Source organism: Paraflavisolibacter caeni (assembly GCF_025628885.1).
In the GTDB taxonomy this organism is placed as follows: Bacteria; Bacteroidota; Bacteroidia; order Chitinophagales; family Chitinophagaceae; genus Flavisolibacter; species Flavisolibacter caeni.
This window is the reverse complement of sequence record NZ_JAOTIF010000035.1, coordinates 1-19,486: the sequence shown is the minus strand read 5'-3', so window position 1 is coordinate 19,486 and position 19,486 is coordinate 1. Positions and strand designations below refer to the sequence as shown.

Below are 19,486 nucleotides of genomic sequence, written 5' to 3'. Positions count from 1 at the left end.
TCATAAGGCTCTTACAGGATTAACGGGCAAAATTAATCAAACAACATGCTTACTTTAGTGATCTTTAAGATTTGTGGGTAACTTTTAAGTTAAAGTTTAAGGAGAATTGTTTGATAAATACTTTGGGTAAGTTTTTGATATTAAATAAGTTGGCAGGATTACTTTTTGCATTATTTTGATCTTGCTTATAGTTTTTATTTTTTCTAATTTCTATATAAATGAACAATAATAGCAATGAATTCGACAGGCTGATAGCCATTATGGAGGAGTTGAGAGCGAAATGCCCTTGGGATAAAAAACAGACAATTCAAAGCCTGCGTCAGCAGACATTGGAAGAGGCCTATGAATTGGCTGATTCAATTACGGAAAATGATTGGAATGCAATAAAGGAAGAACTCGGCGATTTATTGCTGCATATCGTTTTCTATTCAAAAATTGCTTCTGAAGAAAACTTGTTTACCATTAAAGATGTCATCAACGGTATTTGTGATAAGCTCATAGCCAGACACCCTCATATTTATGGCGACGTTCAGGTTGAAAATGAAGAGGATGTTAAAAGAAATTGGGAAAAATTAAAGCTTAAGGAAGGTAAAAAGTCTGTTCTATCAGGAGTGCCTAAAACACTTCCTGCATTGGTGAAGGCTATGCGTCTACAGGAAAAGGCTAAGCAGGTTGGTTTCGAATGGGAACATAAAGGCCAGGTATGGGAAAAAGTGGAGGAGGAAGCCAGGGAACTACAGGAGGCTATCCAATTGAACAACCAACAAAAAGTAGAGGAGGAGTTCGGAGACCTTATGTTTTCCATGGTTAATTTTGCACGATTTTTGAAAATAGATGCCGAAAATGCCTTAGAACTGACCAATAAAAAATTCATTCACCGGTTCACAAAAATGGAGGAGCAGGCTTTGTCAAAAGGAAAAGATCTCAACAAAATGAGCCTGGAAGAAATGGATGCTATCTGGAATGAGATCAAACAGCGCAAAAGTTGAACATTTTATATTTATATAGAAACTCGGCTTCAAAACAAAGCCTGATCATTGCTGCAACAGTACTATTGTTGCTTTCATTGGTTTCTTCTTTCTATTTCCGGATCAATCCCTCTACTAGTTACGAAGAAAAAAAGCTGGAACAATATATTCACAAACAGCAAAATGACTTCAATTCGCTGTTGAAGGATACTTCATTACTTAGGAAACTCGTTCAACAAACCGAAAGCCTTGAGGAATTACAGAAACTCACTAAGAAAAACTATGGGATTTTTTTGTATGTTGAAACCTTATCAGGCCCCTCTCTTTTTTTCTGGAACAACCAAAGTGTAATTCCGTCTGAAAAAGCGTTGCAACTTCCGGATGGAGAACACTTTCAGCGGCTTTCCAATGGTTATTACCTGATTTTGAAAGAAAACCTCAGGTTTCCTGGAATGAGTAATAACATTCAGGCTTTTGCTCTCATTCCGATATTATATCAATTTGAACATAGATCAGAATACCTACTCACGCATTTTGCGCATGATAAAGATGCCATCAATAAGGTGGACTACTCAGAGGCCAGAACTCCATTTGTTATACATTCTTTAAAGGGGAAACCTCTCTTTTATATAAAAGGCAAGACCTACATGCCTATCGCTGCCATTGATTCTATAACCTTGACGCTCAGGATATTTGCTTTGATACTTCTACTTTTGTTTTTGCACCTGGAAGCAGAAACTATAGTCCGGAAGAAAGGTCCTGTTAAAGGAGTTCTTTTCCTTGTAACAGCCCTGATCAGCATTAGAGCATTTCTTTTCCTGTTTCCTTCTATATTTTACTTCCGGCAGTTTCAATTGTTCGATCCTCAGATATACAGTGCAAATTGGCTAAATCCATCCCTGGGCGACCTCCTTTTTAATGCGATTGTTTTTTGCTGGATTGTTCTTTTTACATGGTATAAAAAAGGTCCAGGAAGACAGGTGCCTGCTTTTTTTAAGGAACCCTGGAGCTATATAGTCGGGGGCTTGTGTCTTTGGGTTCTGATTTTATCTACATTTCTTCTGGCTGATATTGTTCGGAGTCTTGTTGCAGATTCCAGTATTTCTTTTAATGTAACCTTCTTTTTTACGCTGACAATTTATACAGCAGTTGGATTTATTGTTCTGGCGCTTCTTTCATTATCTTATTATTACTTTACCAGGCTATTGTTTCAATTAATCTTACCTGCATTTGCAAAAAGGCAGATACTGATTTATTTCATTATCGTTGCCGTGGGACTTTTTAATCTTACTTTCCATTCCGGCAACTCAATAGTTCTTTTTCATATCCCTGTATTATTATGGTTAGTAATCTATACGTTTCTCTTAAGTCAGGAACAATCCATCATTAACCGTTTCCGTGCAACAACTGCAGGTATGTTGTTTTGGATCTTTGTATTTTCTGTTTCCCTTTCAGTTGTCATTTTGAGTGAAAACCAGAAAAAGGAGTTGAAAACACAGAAAAACTTTGCTGAGAAACAGAATGAATTAACAGATCCATCACAGGAGCGAACTTTAAGTATTGCATTGAATTACCTGGACAAGGAGTTCTTTGCAAAAAACTATTATCGTTTTTTAAATCCGACTTCTAACCGTTTCTTACGGGATAGTATCATAAAAGAGAACATGTTTGCTGGTTATCGCAGGGCCTATAACACAGAGCTTTTTGTTTTCGATTCTCTCTACCATGGTTTGAACAACACAGATCCTTCAACATTTTCAGAACTGAACAGTATATTTACCATACGCAGCAAGCCTACTGGTATTCCTGACCTTTATTACCACGAACCCTCTTTCGATAAGATAACTTATATAACCAGGCGTATTGTTGAGGATTCCACGGGTATTAAAGGAACAGTATTTATAGTTTCTTCACCAGTTAAATATGGGTCAGAAAATTTGACTCCGGAGCTATTCCGGCAGGTGAATAAAAGAGATATTGAATCAGAATATTATCCCTTTGCAGTCTATAATAATAAAGGAATTCTAATTTCAGCCTCCAGTAAATATCCATTTCCCACCGTTCTAACATATAAAGAAATTCCTAAAAAGGAATATGAGACAAGAGTTAATGGAGACTATGATGAACTTTGGTATAAGGCGACAAACAATAAAGTTGTAGTGACAGCAAAGAAGCGTGATACTTTTTTAGAAAGCATTACTTTGTTCTCCTACTTTTTCTGTGCTTTTCTGATCATGGTCGCCTCACTTCAATTAGTGGTTTTACTTCTACGCGCTACATACGGATGGAACCTTTTAAACGCCTTTTCTGAATTGAGTATTCGCTCTCAGGTACACGGCACTGTAATATTTATCAGTGTTTTATCCTTTTTAATTATTGGTGTCGCAACGATCTCATTTTTTATTACCCGTTACAATCGCAATAACATTGATAAGTTGAGTGAAACTTCGGGTATTATGGTGAAAGAGATGCAAAGGCGCATGTCGGAACAAGGCTCAATTGATGATATTTCAAACATCTATGACTCAGCATCTAAAGCCAACCTAAAAAAGCTGGTGGAGGAAGTAGCTAATATCCATAATCGTGAAGTAAATGTATATGATGTACAGGGGAACTTGCAGGTATATTCAAATGCAGAGGTATATCAAAGAGGAGTGCTCAGCACAAAGATTCATCCTATTGCATATTACCATTTGAACAGGCTGCGCCAGGTGCACTATGTTCAAAAAGAATCAATGAGCTCTCTTGAATACCTTAGCATTTATACACCTGTTCGCAATGACAGCGGACATGCTTATGCTTACCTGAATATTCCATATTTTACAACAGGACAGGAATTACAACAGGAAATTTCCAACTTCTTAGTTACGATCATAAACCTTAATGCATTTATATTCTTAATTGCAGGCGTTATCGCACTGTTTATAACCAACAGGATTACGCGCTCCTTCTCTGTTATTGGTAATAAAATGCGGGAAATTACACTTGGAAAAGCCAACGAAGAAATTGTTTGGACGAAAAAAGATGAGATTGGAGAACTGGTTAAACATTACAATAAAATGGTTCACAAGTTGGAAGAAAGCGCTGCAGCTCTTGCAAAAAGTGAAAGAGAAGGAGCGTGGCGTGAAATGGCCAGGCAGGTGGCACATGAAATCAAAAACCCTCTCACTCCAATGAAATTGAGCATACAGTACCTGCAAAAAGCGATCAACAACAACCAGCCAAACATAAATGAGTTGACTACCCGTGTTGCCAATACTTTAGTTGAACAAATTGATCACCTTTCAAAAATAGCAGCAGATTTTTCAAGGTTTGCCAATATAGGCAACAGGAATATCGAGCAATTTGATCTTCACCATGTGCTGGAATCCTTGATGGATTTGTACAAAACCAATCCCAAAGTAAAGATCACCTGGAACAAGCTGGAAGGAGAGGTACAGCTAAATGCTGACAGAACACACATAAACCGTTTGTTTACCAATCTTTTGACAAATGCGGTAGAATCTTGCGCACAAAAAGATCACTGCAAAATTATAATATCCGAAGTCTCCAGGGACAATGCCATATTGGTGAGCGTTATAGATAATGGTGAAGGAATTCCTTTTGAAATGCACCAAAGAATTTTCACTCCAAACTTTACAACCAAGTCGTCCGGTACCGGGCTCGGACTTGCCATGTGCAAAGGAATCGTTGAACAAGCCGGCGGTGAAATCTGGTTTGAAACAGAGGAAGGCAAAGGCACAACCTTTTTTGTTCAATTACCGGCGAAACTAAAGATCGAGACATCAATCGTCAATAATCATGGATCATATGTCGATGAACCTGATAACATTTGAGGCTACAATCGTTACCAGATTCAATGCTTTTTAAAGTAGTTCATACTTTTGATGCCCTTACCATCTTCTGTTCTTTCAAGAAACTTTCAAATTGTTCCAGTCCAAAACTGCTAACGTTGTATTGGTTTGTTAATCCTCCTTTCTGTGCTGCCAATACCCCATATTTCAAGTTTTTGAAGTCATCCAATGAATGCGCATCTGAGTTGATGGAAAGCAACACACCTTTTTCTAAAGCATAATCAATCCAGCGCCAGTCAATGTCCAGACGTTCAGGAAATGCATTGACCTCTATTACGACTTTGTGTTCAGCACAGGCATCGATCACGGTTTTATAATCTAAAGGATAAGGTCTTCTGATGAGTAATCTTCGTCCACTAAGATGACCAAGCATCGTAACATATGGATTGGTAATAGCGCCAAGAATGCGCTTCATAGCTTTATCTTCATCCATATTTAAATTACTGTGAATGGAAGCAATTACCATGTCAAAAGTGGCGAGAATCTTGTCCGGATAATCCATAGTACCATCATTCAGAATATCGCATTCTATACTTTTAAATATTTTAAAAGGTGCCAATTGGGCATTCAAGGAGTCAATATAAAAATGCTGTTCCCGGATTCGTTCCTCTGAAAGGCCATTGGCATAATAAGCCGCCTTTGAGTGATCAGATATCACCATGTACTCAAAACCAATGTTTTTGAGTTCTTGAGCCATGTCCTCGATTGTATATGCACCATCGCTCCAATTACTGTGAGAATGTATCAGCCCTTTTATTTGAGATGTTTGAACAAGGTCAGGCAGATTTAAATGATGTATTCTTTCAATAATACTCTTCTTTTCCCTTAAAAAGGGAGGTATATAAGGAAGGTTGGCAGATTGGAATATTTCTTCTTCGCTTCCCGGGGTTGAGACCATCACTTCTTTACTAATGCTCCGCCAGGCAGTATAGAAATCTTTACTGCAACTTTTTTCAAATACTAATGAAAAGAAGTTTGCTTCATTGGCAAGGAAAAATTGAAATTGTAAGTTATTGTCTGTCTGTACTATGATTTTAGTATCCTTTTCCGCTACTAATTCAAAACCTCGATGTAAAAGAAAATTTGTTAATTCCTGACGACCGGCAGTTGTTACCCACTCTAAATTATCAATGATCTCTAACTGACGGCGAAATTCGCCAACAACTTCAATTTTATGATCCGGGAAATGGTCTTTGAACTTTTGCTGGAAAGCATCCACGAAGTATTCTATCTGAGCGTATAAGACCTTACCTACATTATTTTCCTGGAATTGTATTTCTTCTAAGATGCTTTGTTGGGTCTTTTCTCCGAAGCCTTTTTTTTCAGCAATTCTTTTATTGAGGCAAGCTACTTTTAATTCTTCGATGGTGCTTATACGCATTTCTTTCCAGATCGTATGAATTTTTTTGGGGCCTAACCCTCTAATATTCATCATCTCCAATACGCCTTCAGGTGTAATCGCAACAAGCTCCTTCAGAACTTGTAACTCCCCGGTATCAATCAATTCAAGAACTTTTTGCCCAACGCTTTCTCCTATTCCTTTTATCTTAATTAATTTTTCAGGAGGAAGGGTTGTGATTGGTTGAGGCAGTTTTTCAATAGTGAATGCAGCACCTGAATAGCTTTTGCTCTTAAAAGGATTCTCTCCATGGATATCCATAAGTTTAGAAAGCAATGATAATTGATCAGCTATTGCATAGTTGTCCATAAACAGAAGTTGAATGATTTTTTTGTCGCTAGTCAGAGTGTAAAAATAGTAAACCCTGTACGACAACTTGCCATCCAATTCCTCCTTTGTTAAAAACTTTTAAATCCGTATTGATTTATAAATTGAGGAAAATAAAAAAGTCCCGGAGAACCGGGACCTTTTTATTTTTTTCTTTATAACTAAGAAGAACAATCTGAGATCTTCTTGAAGCTGTCTTATTTTTTGGAAGACTTGCTAGTTGCAGCTTTCTTAGGAGCGGCTTTTTTTGCTACGGCTTTCTTTACGGCTGCTTTTTTAGGAGCTGCTTTTTTAGGAGCTGCTTTTTTTACTGCTACTTTTTTAGGAGCGGCTTTCTTTACGGCTACTTTTTTTACTGCTGCTTTTTTGGGAGCTGCTTTTTTGGGAGCTGCTTTCTTTACGGCGGCCTTCTTAACTGCTGTTTTTTTAGCAGCTGCTTTTTTCACAGCAGCTTTTTTTGCTGTTGCCATGTTTGTTGAATTTAATGGTTAGTAAAAAACTTGACGAAGTAAAAATAGAAACAATATTTTTACTTGACAAATTTTTAACAACTTCCATGCCATGCTATTAAAGCAATGACTTCAACAAACAATGATCTTAAGCAGTGGCTTCAACAGCATTTACAGAAACAAGCGTTCTGTCATTTCTGCCTTTACGGAATTCAACAACGCCGTCAGTCAGTGCAAACAAAGTAAAGTCTTTACCAACACCAACGTTTTTACCAGGATGGTAAACAGTACCACGTTGACGAACTAAAATATTACCTGCAGTAGCTGGTTGGCCACCAAATATTTTAACACCTAAGCGTTTGCTTTGTGAATCGCGGCCGTTCTTTACACTACCTTCACCTTTTTTATGTGCCATGATAAAAAGATTTGAATTTTGAGATTAGTAATTTGAAATTGATATCCTGTTATTTAAAAACAACTAACAGTTATGCAATGTCACTGATTTTGATTTTTGTATACTGGGTACGATGACCTTTCTTTTTGCGGAAACCTTTTCTGCGTTTTTGTTTATACGCAATTACTGTTTCGCCTTTTACATGATCGAGAATCTCGGCCTGTACTTTTACTTTAATGGCATCACCTACAGTCAAATTACCATCGCTATCAGCCAAAATCACATCAGAAAGCTCAATCTTATCACCGGCGTTTCCTTCTACGTGAGGAACATACAAAGTTTGATCCTTTTCAACTTTGAATTGCTGGCCGGCTATTTTTACAACTGCAAACATAACGGTTCAAAAATTAGGACGGCAAAGGTAAGAGTAATTTTTGAAGCAACAAACATTTTGTCACTTCTTTTAAATGATATTTACAAAGGTCTTAAGTTGTATCACCTATATTTGTGGCGTCTTCAGCCTGCCTAGTTCAGCGTATATTTAAAATGGCTGAAAAAGTTCACAAAGCTATGAAAATCAAATCTTTCCTGGCAAAACCATTTGCATCTTATGTACACAAGAGTATTCAGCGAAGCATGGCTACGGCTCTTGAGGATCAAAATGCAATTCTTAAAGAACTGATAAAAACTGCTAAAGCGACAGAGTTTGGTAAAGAGCACAGGTTTGATGCAATTACCAGTTATCAGGAATTTAAACAGGCAGTGCCAATTCGTGACTATGAACAATATAAGCCCTATATCCAAAAACTAAAGGAGGGCAAGCATAATATATTATGGCGTGGTAAGCCTATCTACTTCGCTAAGACATCCGGAACTACCAGTGGCGTAAAGTACATACCTATTACTAAGGAGTCTATTCCAAACCATATCAATTCTGCAAGAAATGCCCTGCTTTGCTACATGTCCGAAAGTGGCAACACCAGTTTTGCAGATGAGAAAATGATCTTTCTTTCCGGTTCTCCTGAACTGGAAAGGATTGCTGACATTCCTACCGGGAGACTGAGTGGGATTGTGAACCACCATATTCCGAATTATCTGCGTACGAATCAGTTACCCACTTATGAGACAAATTGTATTGAAGACTGGGAAACCAAGCTCAATAAGATTGTCGATGAAACCATTAATATGGATATGTCGCTGATCAGTGGTATTCCACCTTGGGTGCAGATGTATTTTGACCGATTGATAGAGCGCTCAGGAAAAAAAGTTGGTGACCTATTCCCCAATTTCCAAGTACTGGTTCATGGCGGTGTCAACTTTCAGCCCTATAAGGCCAAGCTGCTCGAAAGCATTGGCAGAAATGTGGCTACGATAGAAACCTTTCCTGCATCAGAGGGATTCTTTGCTTTCCAGGATACTCAAAAGGAAGAAGGACTTTTATTGAACACCAACAGCGGTATTTTCTTTGAGTTTATACCAACCGCGGAAATATTCAATGAAAATCCTACCCGCCTTTCTTTACATGATGTAAAAGTGGGAGAGAACTATGCCCTTATCATCAATAGTAATGCTGGCTTGTGGAGTTACAACATTGGCGACACTGTAAAATTTGTTTCCACCAATCCTTACCGTCTTGTCGTTTCAGGCCGTATCAAACATTTTATCTCAGCCTTTGGAGAACATGTAATAGGAGAGGAAGTGGAATTCAGTCTCATGAAAGCAGTAAGGGAAAATAATGTCCACATCACAGAGTTTACTGTGGCGCCCATGATCCAACAGGGCGAAGGGAAGAGTTACCATGAGTGGTTTATAGAATTTGAAAAGTCTCCAGTTGATTTAGCTAAGTTTGCAAAGCAAGTAGATGACAATTTGCGTAGCAAGAACATCTATTATGATGATTTGATTACAGGAAACATCCTTCAGCCATTGAAAATTACTATAGTAAAAAAGAATGGCTTTATTGATTATATGAAATCAATAGGCAAGTTAGGCGGTCAGAATAAGGTACCGAGGTTGAGCAACGATCGTAAACTTGCAGAGGAACTGAGACCCTGGACAGAAAATCATTAGCACATTTTTAAAAACTGTCCCGTGCTACGGGATTTTCCCATTAGCTCATTAACATGAATTCATCGACTAAACGTATCGCTATATTTGGCTCAACCGGATCTATAGGCAAGCAAGCCTTAGATGTAATTGAAGCCAACCCAGATAAATTTTCTGTAGAGATCTTAACAGCCAATGCTAATGCAGATTTACTGATAGACCAGGCATTGAAATACCAGCCCAATATTGTGGTGATCGGAGATGAGCAAAAATATGAGGCTGTAAAAGGAGCACTCTCTAAAACAGATATAAAGGTATTTGCTGGTGAGAAGGCTTTGGAGGAAGTGGCTTCCATGGATTGCTACGACTTGATGCTGGCGGCCATTGTTGGTTATGCAGGACTAAAACCAACATTAAATGCTATTCATGCAGGCAAGCCAATTGCCCTGGCGAATAAGGAAACACTTGTAGTTGCCGGCGACATTGTCATGCGCACTGCTGTTGAAAAGAGAGTACCGATCATTCCTGTTGACTCTGAACATTCTGCCATTTTTCAATGCCTTGTAGGTGAATTGCGCAATCCTATAGAGAAAGTGATTTTAACAGCCTCAGGTGGACCTTTCTTTGGCAAGAAACCAAACTTCCTGGTGAATGTTCGCCGCGAGCACGCCTTGCAACATCCGAATTGGAGCATGGGCGCTAAAATAACGATTGACTCGGCTACCTTAATGAATAAGGGTCTGGAAATGATTGAAGCCCGCTGGCTTTTCAATTTAAAGCCTCAACAAATTGAAATAGTAGTCCATCCACAAAGTATTATTCACTCCATGGTGCAATTTGAAGATGGTAGCATTAAAGCGCAAATGGGATTGCCTGATATGAAACTGCCTATTCAATATGCAATGGCTTTCCCCAGGCGTATACACAATGATTTTCCAAGGGCCGACTTTAAAAAGTTAAGGAACCTGACTTTTGATGAGCCTGACTTCCGCACTTTCCGGAATTTGACCCTGGCTGTAGAGGCTTTGAATAAGGGTGGGAATTTGCCCTGTGTGCTGAATGCCGCAAATGAGATTGCTGTATATGCATTTTTGCGCAACCGCATTGGCTTCCTCGATATGACAGACGTTATAGAATATGCCATGCAAAAGGTTCCTTTTATTGATAAGCCCAACCTGGAAGATTATTTTGAAAGTGATGGTGAGGCCAGGAGTTATGCTGCGGATATGATTAAACTGTAGAGTAAGGGCAGTATTCCAAAAATTTAAGAAATTATTAGCCTCGACCGTAGGGTTGGGGCTTTTTAGTTTCACATGTGATTGAGTGGACCAGAAGGGGGTAAAAATGGTTTTCTAGGCTTTTCCTAGGCTTAGCTATGGATCAAGTACGGCTCAAGTATGGCTGAACAACGAAAGATGAATCGCGGATTTGCACGATTAGAAAGGGAGGAATAGGATTTTTTGATGGAGGAGTCGGGGTTTTATTGGGAGATTGAGAAAGGGGAAGAAAAGATGCTTTTTTGAGGTTTAGGAACGAAGGGGGCATACTCTTGCCCTACTGTAGGTATACTGATGGTATGCTTCAGGTATACTTGAGGTACGAAGGATCCCTACTTGAAAGCTGGGGTTGAAGAGGACAAAACCGGTCATTTCCTGCCATTTTATGCCAAAACGGCCAACAGGTTTTTGGTTGTGAATGGGGCGGAGTAGCTTTAGGGGTAAATGGATGAGTTATATGGAACAGGTCTATATCAATAGCAAAGAAAGGGTGGTGATCAAGGATGGCAAGAAGGTACCTAGACTCTTGTTGGGCATGATCCGGGGCTCGATTGGGAAGTGCTTTGTGGTGAAGCATTATAGGGGGAACAAGAAAAAGAAGTGGAAGAAAAGGATTGTGATCACCAAGTACCCGGACATGAGTGGCATAGTGGCTTCTGAAAAGCAGCGGGTAAGGAGGGATTTGTTTAAGGAGGCAGTAGCCTATGCCCAGTGGATCCTCTCAGATCCGGAACGGAAGGAGGCCTTCCGAAAGACACTGCCCAGGAAGAAGCGGAAGCATGTCTACCAGGCGGCTATACGGTTGTATATGAACATGCAGGGGGATAAGCAGTGGCTAAGGAAGCAGCTGGCAGTCAGAGGCATGATGAGCAGTGGAAGGAAGGAGACTATGAAGGAGGAAACTGTTAGAGGTAGTTATCAGTTGCAGGAGAGCTGTAAGTTTATATGGCAGAAGGAGATGGGGATGGAAGTTTTGGAAAGATCTATGGAGATGGATGATTGTTTGGTGCCGTTAAGGATTTAGGGTGAACATCAAAAAAAGTCCGCCTGAGGCTAAAGCAACAAGCGGACTGGTGGTGAGGCGGAAAATGCCTTATTCATTATTTTAATTTCTGTGCAAATACTTTCTGAAACTTCTCCAGCTTAGGCCTGATCACCATAGCGCAATAAGGATTGGCATTTTTATTATTTGCATAGTATTCCTGGTGATAGTCTTCAGCTGGGTAAAACTTTGAAAAAGGTGTAATTTCAGTAACAATGGGATCTTTATAAGCACCGCTTTTATTTAGTTCTGCCTTGTAATGCTCAGCTTTTCTTCTTTGATCTTCATTATGATAAAATATAGCACTGCGGTATTGCGTCCCGACATCTGCACCCTGACGGTTTAAGGTTGTAGGGTCATGAACCTGCCAGAATACCTCTAAAAGTTCGTCGTAGGAGATCTTACTGGGCTCGTACTGGATCTGAACGCATTCTGCATGCCCGGTTTCGCCGGTGCATACTTGTTTATAGTTTGGATTATCAACTTTACCACCGGAATAACCGGAGGTTACTTTTAAAACGCCGTTCAATTGTTCAAATATTGCTTCTGTACACCAGAAACAACCTGTTCCAAATGTTGCTGTATCTATTTGTTCTGACATATTAACTAAGGATGAGCTTAATGAATTGTATCTGTTTTCTGAAGTGCATGCCGAAAAACAAGCTGCAACGATAAATGCCAAAGCCGTTTTCATCATCGAAAAATATTGTTGTATAAAGTTCATATCAGAATAATCACTGAATATATGAAAAAATACATTTAACAGATGGTTTGGTGAAGCTTTTGCAGTTTATTAAGAATTCGAAATTTGCAGAAATATCAATTTAGCGTTCGAATATCTGGATTTTTCTAAGTTATGGATGCATTTTATATAATTTAATCTAAACCCTTTCTTTAAAAAGCATTAATAACTTATATAAACCTGAAATTCAAATATTAAATGTCATATCACAAAATTGTTGTTTGCTAAATTTGGAAATTATTTGATTAAGAATACATGAGATTATACCCGGAATCAGCATCTGTACAACTGGAATTTGAAAAAATTAAAGACTTACTCCATGATAAATGCAGGTATGAATATGCGAAATCTAAAGCAAGAGACCTACGCATTCATACACGCAAAGACTTTATCGACAGGGAACTGAAACAAACGCACCAATACAAGCAGTTACTTCAAAACGGTGTTTATTTTCCCAATGACTATGTTTTAAACCTTGCTAAGGAACTCAAACTACTTGGTATTGAAGGTGCTGTAATGAATGGCGAACAACTGGTTTCAATCAGGAAGCTCGCTATGAGTATTGAAAGCATCTTCCGATGGTTTGACGCAGAAAGGAGGATTTCTTACGAGTCACTGGCCTTAGTGATTGAAGGAACCTATTATGAAAAGGCGATCCTCCAATTGATCAATGAGGTCATTGATGAAACCGGAGTGGTAAAGGATAATGCATCGGAAGAGCTGCAGTCGATCCGTATCAACCTGTACCGGAAGCGGAATGAATTGAGGAAATTGTTTGACCGTATTATCAGCAAACTGAACAAGCAGGGGTACCTGTCTGATATAGAAGAAAGCTTCATGAATGGGCGGCGTGTGGTTGCTGTATTTGCAGAACAAAAGAGAGCTGTAAAAGGAATTTTACATGGCGAAAGTGACAGTCGTAGGACCGCTTTCATTGAACCGGAAGAAACGATTGAACTGAACAACTCTATTTATAGCCTGGAAAATTCTGAACGCAAGGAGGTGCACCGCATTTTACGCGACCTGACGAGAAGACTTTCATCCTATGCTCCCTTGTTGACGACCTATCATTCTATTGTTGGTGAATTTGACTTCATCAGGGCCAAAGCTTCCTTTGGGATCGACATCCAGGCAGAATACCCGGTTGTATTTGATAAGGCGCATATTCATTTGGTAAAGGCTTATCATCCTTTGCTTTTATTATATAACAAAAGAACTGGCAAACCTACCATACCGGTTGATTTAACATTAGATTCTTCGAACAGGATCCTGGTGATCAGCGGACCGAATGCGGGTGGAAAGACCGTGGCGATGAAAACAGTAGGCCTGCTGCAAATGATGGTACAAAGTGGCTTGTTGGTGCCGGTGCATCCAGCATCGGAGTTTGGCATCTTCAAGCAATTAATGATACATATAGGCGATACTCAAAGTATTGAATTTGAATTGAGTACTTATAGTAGTCACTTATTGAGCATGAAGCACTTCATGGAAGCAGCCAATGGAAAAACCCTGTTCTTCATCGATGAATTAGGAAGCGGTAGTGATCCTAACCTTGGTGGCGCCTTTGCGGAAGTGATCCTTGAAGAATTGGCCAGGAAGCATGCTTTCGGGATTGTAACAACGCACTATCTGAACCTGAAAGTAATGGCCAACAAAACTCCAGGTATTATCAATGGTGCCATGGCATTCGATGAAAAAAGCCTGATGCCTTTGTATAAATTAATCGTTGGGAAGCCGGGTAGTTCATACACTTTTGCTATTGCGCAGCGCATCGGCATGGATAAAAAATTGATTGACCGTGCCCGTCTGTTGGTAGATGAGGATCATTTTAGCCTGGATAAATTATTGAACCGTACAGAACAGGATTTACAACAGGTTGAGCAGAAGCAAAAAGAACTGAATACTTTGCTGAAAGAAAACAACCGTCTGAAGAAAGAAATGGAAGTGCTGATAGATAAAGAAAAGCACCTCCAGCAAGTGGAGTTGCTGAAGCAGCAGAATAAAATAACAGAAGAAAGAATTGCATACCTAAAGGACATGGAGCGCAAGTTGAAACAAATTGTTTTCGACTGGCGGAAGGCAGAAAACTCAGAAGATAAAAGAGAGTTAATGAAGCAAATGCAGTCGTTGCTCTTTAAACAGAAAGAAAAGCAATCAGCAGAGAAGGTAAAGAAGAAACTGAGTTCAAAATATGAAGAAGTTGGAGGTGATATAACCCTGGGCGCTAAAGTGTTGATGAAGAAGAATCATAAGGTAGGAGAGGTGAAGGAAATCAGGGGTCGTAAAGCGATTGTTCAACTGGGGTTGATCCCGCTGACTGTTGAACTTGCTGATTTGGTTGTTGTAAAAGACAAACCTCCTGTAGAATAAACAATAATAGGGTTGAATAAAATAGTAAAAGATCAAAGTGCGGATGATGCCAGCACTTTGATCTTTTTTTATACCATGATATTACATACCTGAATGCAGGTAATCTGTCAGATGGGATATGGTTTCTTTCTGTGAAAGAATCATTTCTGTCACCACATCGTTGATGGAAATGATCCCGCCAATTTCATCTCCGTCGAAGACAGGCAAATAGCGAATGTGCCTGTTGGAGAGTAATTGCATGCAATGTTCGATGGTATCTAAAGATGTTACATAGGGCAAGTCGGTAGACATAATATCTTCAACCAAAGTATCTGATGAAGATCTACCTTTCAAAACTACCTTCCGGGAATAGTCCCGTTCGGTCATGATACCGAGAAAGGTTGAATTGCTCATTACTGCGACTGAGCCGATGTTTTGATCAGCCATTAATTGCAGTGCGTCAAACACATTAGTGTCGGGGGTAACGGAGATTACATGACTTCCCTTGCGGGATAAGATGTCTGAAACTCTCTTCATAAATAGTTGGTTTTAGGATAAACACTTAATGGAAATTACAACTTTCCGTAAGATTTTTCAGAAAATGGGAAAAAGCTTAGCAATATTTTTTGCTGTTAAATGTCATCCCCTTACTTTTGCGCCGGAGAGATGGCAGAGCGGTCGAATGCGGCGGTCTTGAAAACCGTTGAGGGTAACACCTCCGGGGGTTCGAATCCCTCTCTCTCCGCCAAAAGACCGTATCAAAATAGCTCAAAAGCCTGCAAATCGTTGATTGGCAGGCTTTTTTGTTTTTAGGCGTGACTCAAAATGGTGCAGATTGATGCAAAAAATCGTGAGTAATTCGTGAGTCTTTCCCGGCTCAAAAAAAGTACTCACGCAAAATGATGTAACGAGTTGATAATGAACATGTTCAATGATTGAACATCTTGTCTGGAGCGCTCAAGGGTTCTAATTTTATCAACCCCAAAAATGAGTCTACATGATCGCCAAAAATTTCAGTCTCCTGTTTTATCCTAAGAAGGGAAAAAAAATTGTAAGAACTGAGCCCCAGCCACTGTATATGCGCATAACCGTGGACGGTATACCTAAGGAAATTTCTGTGGGTCGCAAGTGGTTCCTGGATCGATGGAATACAAAAGCGGGTAGGGCCATCGGTACGAAAGAAGAAGTCAAAGCGCTCAACGCCTACCTGGATACCTTCCAAGCCAAAGTATATGAAGCCAGGCGCCAGTTGGTGGAAGCGGGCAGGGAAGTGAGTTCGGAAGCCATTAAAAATCTGCTCACAGGAGGAAAGGAAAAGCCCAGGATGCTGATGGAAATCTTCAGGCTGCACAATGAGCAGATGAAAGCCCTGGTAGGAGGAGAGTATTCTGCAGCGACTTTAGAGCGTTATGAAACTTCCTTTAAACACACAGAGTCTTTTCTAGGATGGAAATATAGTGTACAGGACATGGATATCAAAAAGCTGGACTTTGAATTTGTGTCGGACTACGAGTTCTGGCTCAAAAGTGAACGCAGGTGTAACCACAACTCTGCCATCAAATACATCTCTAACTTTCGAAAAATTGTCAATCGTTGCATCCGGAATGGGTGGCTCGAAAGAGATCCTTTTGCAGGCTTTAAGATGAACAAGCGGGAAGTGATCCGGGATTTCTTAAGTGAAGAGGAACTGGATCGTATTGCAAACAAAAGGTTTCATTCTGAACGGTTGGGACAGGTAAGGGACATATTTCTATTTTGCTGTTTTACCGGACTTTCCTATGCGGACGTAAAAAAGTTAAAACGAACTGAGATCTCTAGCGGTGTTGACGGAGATCAATGGATTTTCACCAGCCGGCAGAAAACGGAAGAACCTTCTCGTGTACCTCTATTGCCCATTGCGCTCCAAATTATAGAACAATACAAGGATCATAAAAATTGTAAACTTGGGAACAAAGTGCTGCCGGTTTTCAGCAACCAGAAGATGAATGCTTATTTAAAGGAAATGGCAGATGTGTGTGGTATTCACAAACACTTAACTTTTCATATAGCCCGGCATACGTTTGCCACTACGGTAACGCTTTCCAATGGTGTGCCTATCGAATCGGTGAGCAAGATGCTGGGACATAAGAACCTGCGTACCACGCAGCATTATGCGAAGATTCTGGACCGCAAGGTGAGCGAGGATATGCAATTACTCCGTCAACGGTTCTTGACTAAGAGTAAAGGGATAATGCAATAGAAAGTTTTTTCAGTAGCTAATGATGATTAAAAGTATAAAGTTCAAGTAAAAAGATAAATAAGTATGTCCATTGCTAATTGCGTACCATATTTTAATCCGGACCCTTTTGAATACTAAAAATTATATTAGTTGATTGCACAAGGTTGTTTTTTTACATAAAGCCAATATAATTGATTTAAGATAAATGATGTCATGTGTTCATTTCTAAATACATGGGAATCATGGAGAATTGGGATTATAATTAAAATAAAACCTTGAATCTATTTTAGGGCGCTCCATTTCTATTCAACTTTTTCAAATCAATACTCCGGTAATTTTTTAAGCTCTAAGTCTGACGAAGTTCAGGCATTGGTGATAAAGTTGTTTTATTTTTCTATCATTCTGATCCAGCTCTAAGTTGATAAATATTCTATTGGTAATTAGTTGGTTCATATGTAGCATCTTAATGTCTGCCATAGAAAAACTGTCTCGCTTTTCTTTAGGCAAACTCAGGTAATAAACTGCTTTGGCCAGGGATACAGCTGTCAATGCCACATTAAAATGGGTGTGCAATTTCTGCTTACTTCTGGCTTGGCAGTCCTCCATACCTGCATACTGCTTGGCATCCCGGATGAGGAACTCTACTTGAAAGCGCAACCCATAATAGCGGCACATCACAAGGGCATCCATTTGGGTGTCAGTTGAGATAATGATCTCCGGTTGCTCTTTATCCCTGTAGTAGACAAAGGCTGCCAGCACTTTCATCTTCAACTGCATCGCATACACTACAGCTGTATAAATCTTCACTTCACTATCCCGGTAGCAGCATTGAATCCTACGCTTGTCAATATGACCTGTATCCACCTTCCCCTCATACAACTTAGGTCTGCCTCTGGTCTGCTTGTGAGGGCCTTTATACAGGTAGCGAAAGTTCGCATCTCTTCTGGCTTTGGTAATGAGGTGTAATCCCTTTTGCAGTAGTGGGCAGATAAACTCCCGCTTCATAAAATAGCCATCCGCAGCCAAATAGCGGCTCACCTTCAAGATCTTGTTCAGGTGCTTTTTCACCACACCTACATAATGACTCACTAAGGTTTGCCCTTTTTGTTTCAGGATCTGCTGTGGTGGTGTTTGCTCGGCTAGAGCGTGCAAAGCGGTGCCGGCCTCCACATCCACAAAGCAAAGACAGCCTACTTCCAAGCCCTTCAAGGCCTTGCCTGCAGTCCCACTCCAGAATTTGTCTAATCCATAAGTGCGTTTGCCGCTCTTTTTAATGAAGCAGGGATCAAAGACTGCTATGATTTCCCCTCCACAAGTCTGCTTGACCAGTTGAAGGTTAAAGCTGAACCAGTCAAAGAACTTCTGAAACATCCTGCGGTAGGACTTTTCTGCTTTACCGCCCCAGCGCTGCATATTAGCAAACACATAACGACAGTTCATCGATAGCCATAACTCCATTATGTGCACCATAAATTTTGCCACTGGTCGACTTACTTTCTTAACTTTACCTAGAGTTGCTTCTACAACTCTTAAGGCATTGGATCTGGTTTTTAGCATACAAAGGTCTAATGCCTTTGCTGTTTTCAGCCAAATCTATTTTACTCCTAAAAAAATGACCGGAGTATTATCAAATCATCTTTGAATAGTTAGAACATTTGCCTGGTAATGATCTGTTGAAAAGAAAATTTAGCTGTAGGAGATTCTTAATTCATTTAATTGTGTTATATGGAGACCATTAAGATTCTCGGAACCACAATCTGATGCTCATTGCAATCACAGGTTTAATGGTTTGAATCCAATCCGGTTCACTTAGAGGTACCGAGCAGATTCGAACTACAAGCTTCTTTGGGTTGAAATGAAGTAATTGGTCTGATTATAGGCATCCTAAATACACTTATCAATAAGAAAACATCACAATTACCACCAGGCTCCTACTTTATGACTCCCTAACTTGTGCATTTGTGTGGCTGAATAATGTTGTATGCATACTTCTGTGAACCATTCCAGGATGCTGGAATCCGCCATACCCCCCTCAACCATCGCTGCACTTTCCGCTGGTGAATTTGTAGGTATGGTGATGGGTGATGTACAGCAGAAAATAGAATTAAAAACGTTTCATTGTTCCATCATAAACGATCACGAGGCCTTGAAAAAGGAACAGGAGCATTATCAAGAAATCCTGTGATCAGTAAGTTAAACCATCAAATGGTGCAGCGCAATTATTTGCAGATCAAGCAGGACATACAGGAGATTATTCACTCAGAGATGGAGCGTTTACTAAACAACCCGGCGTTGAAGCATTTGATAATAATGAAAGAGGAATAATTCCATACACTCATAAAATGTAAACCTACAAGCAACTGCATATTGTTGGTTGCAGTGAGATGATTAATCTTGCAGCGGTTTCCAATTATGTGGAAG

15 protein-coding genes and 1 tRNA gene are annotated in these 19,486 nt (G+C 39.7%); 9 read left to right on the top strand and 7 right to left on the bottom strand.

Translation table 11 applies throughout. The features are described from left to right. Positions 1-218: 218 nt before the first annotated feature. A complete protein-coding gene (gene mazG, locus OCK74_RS25465) occupies positions 219-989 on the top strand; it encodes a nucleoside triphosphate pyrophosphohydrolase (protein WP_279299935.1) in 771 nt (256 codons plus the stop codon). Next, entirely contained in the window at positions 986-4,804 is a 3,819-nt protein-coding gene (locus tag OCK74_RS25460; protein WP_279299934.1) for a sensor histidine kinase, read from the top strand. The genes mazG and OCK74_RS25460 overlap by 4 nt, the downstream gene beginning before the upstream one ends. Before the next feature lie 40 nt (positions 4,805-4,844). Here the strand turns inward: OCK74_RS25460 and OCK74_RS25455 are convergent, their stop codons facing one another. From OCK74_RS25455 to rplU, 4 genes are all read right to left on the bottom strand, one after another. Then, entirely contained in the window at positions 4,845-6,530 is a 1,686-nt protein-coding gene (locus OCK74_RS25455) for a helix-hairpin-helix domain-containing protein (RefSeq protein ID WP_279299933.1), read from the bottom strand. Positions 6,531-6,745: 215 nt separating this feature from the next. Beyond that, positions 6,746-7,018 (bottom strand): hypothetical protein, encoded by a 273-nt coding sequence (locus OCK74_RS25450; protein ID WP_279299932.1) that lies wholly within the window; start codon positions 7,016-7,018, stop codon positions 6,746-6,748. Positions 7,019-7,145: 127 nt separating this feature from the next. After that, a complete protein-coding gene (gene rpmA, locus OCK74_RS25445) occupies positions 7,146-7,412 on the bottom strand; it encodes a 50S ribosomal protein L27 (protein WP_279299931.1) in 267 nt (88 codons plus the stop codon). Between the two features lie 70 nt (positions 7,413-7,482). Next, a complete protein-coding gene (gene rplU / locus OCK74_RS25440) occupies positions 7,483-7,785 on the bottom strand; it encodes a 50S ribosomal protein L21 (protein WP_279299930.1) in 303 nt (100 codons plus the stop codon). A 176-nt stretch (positions 7,786-7,961) separates the two neighbouring features. Here rplU and OCK74_RS25435 point away from each other — a divergent pair, with 176 nt between their 5' ends. From OCK74_RS25435 to OCK74_RS25425, 3 genes are all read left to right on the top strand, one after another. Next, complete coding sequence (locus tag OCK74_RS25435; protein WP_279299929.1) at positions 7,962-9,461, top strand: GH3 auxin-responsive promoter family protein; 1,500 nt, start codon at positions 7,962-7,964, stop codon at positions 9,459-9,461. Between the two features lie 53 nt (positions 9,462-9,514). Next, positions 9,515-10,678 (top strand): 1-deoxy-D-xylulose-5-phosphate reductoisomerase, encoded by a 1,164-nt coding sequence (locus OCK74_RS25430; RefSeq protein ID WP_279299928.1) that lies wholly within the window; start codon positions 9,515-9,517, stop codon positions 10,676-10,678. A 493-nt stretch (positions 10,679-11,171) separates the two neighbouring features. Next, a complete protein-coding gene (locus OCK74_RS25425) occupies positions 11,172-11,738 on the top strand; it encodes a hypothetical protein (RefSeq protein ID WP_279299927.1) in 567 nt (188 codons plus the stop codon). A 76-nt stretch (positions 11,739-11,814) separates the two neighbouring features. Here OCK74_RS25425 and msrA read toward each other — a convergent pair whose 3' ends face one another. Continuing rightward, positions 11,815-12,357, bottom strand: coding sequence for a peptide-methionine (S)-S-oxide reductase MsrA (gene msrA, locus OCK74_RS25420; RefSeq protein WP_279299926.1), 543 nt, complete (start codon positions 12,355-12,357; stop codon positions 11,815-11,817). A gap of 396 nt (positions 12,358-12,753) precedes the next feature. Here msrA and OCK74_RS25415 point away from each other — a divergent pair, with 396 nt between their 5' ends. Continuing rightward, complete coding sequence (locus OCK74_RS25415) at positions 12,754-14,868, top strand: endonuclease MutS2 (protein ID WP_279299925.1); 2,115 nt, start codon at positions 12,754-12,756, stop codon at positions 14,866-14,868. 81 nt (positions 14,869-14,949) lie between these two features. Here OCK74_RS25415 and OCK74_RS25410 read toward each other — a convergent pair whose 3' ends face one another. Further along, entirely contained in the window at positions 14,950-15,384 is a 435-nt protein-coding gene (locus tag OCK74_RS25410; protein WP_279299924.1) for a CBS domain-containing protein, read from the bottom strand. Positions 15,385-15,507: 123 nt separating this feature from the next. Here OCK74_RS25410 and OCK74_RS25405 point away from each other — a divergent pair. Both OCK74_RS25405 and OCK74_RS25400 read left to right on the top strand, forming a co-directional pair. Further along, positions 15,508-15,595 (top strand) — tRNA-Ser (locus OCK74_RS25405). A 249-nt stretch (positions 15,596-15,844) separates the two neighbouring features. Then, entirely contained in the window at positions 15,845-17,086 is a 1,242-nt protein-coding gene (locus OCK74_RS25400; RefSeq protein ID WP_279299923.1) for a site-specific integrase, read from the top strand. 318 nt (positions 17,087-17,404) lie between these two features. Here the strand turns inward: OCK74_RS25400 and OCK74_RS25395 are convergent, their stop codons facing one another. Beyond that, entirely contained in the window at positions 17,405-18,622 is a 1,218-nt protein-coding gene (locus OCK74_RS25395) for a transposase (RefSeq protein ID WP_279299922.1), read from the bottom strand. A 424-nt stretch (positions 18,623-19,046) separates the two neighbouring features. On the opposite strand from OCK74_RS25395, the gene OCK74_RS25390 reads away from it, so the two are divergent. Beyond that, complete coding sequence (locus OCK74_RS25390; protein WP_279299921.1) at positions 19,047-19,250, top strand: hypothetical protein; 204 nt, start codon at positions 19,047-19,049, stop codon at positions 19,248-19,250. Positions 19,251-19,486 lie beyond the last annotated feature (236 nt).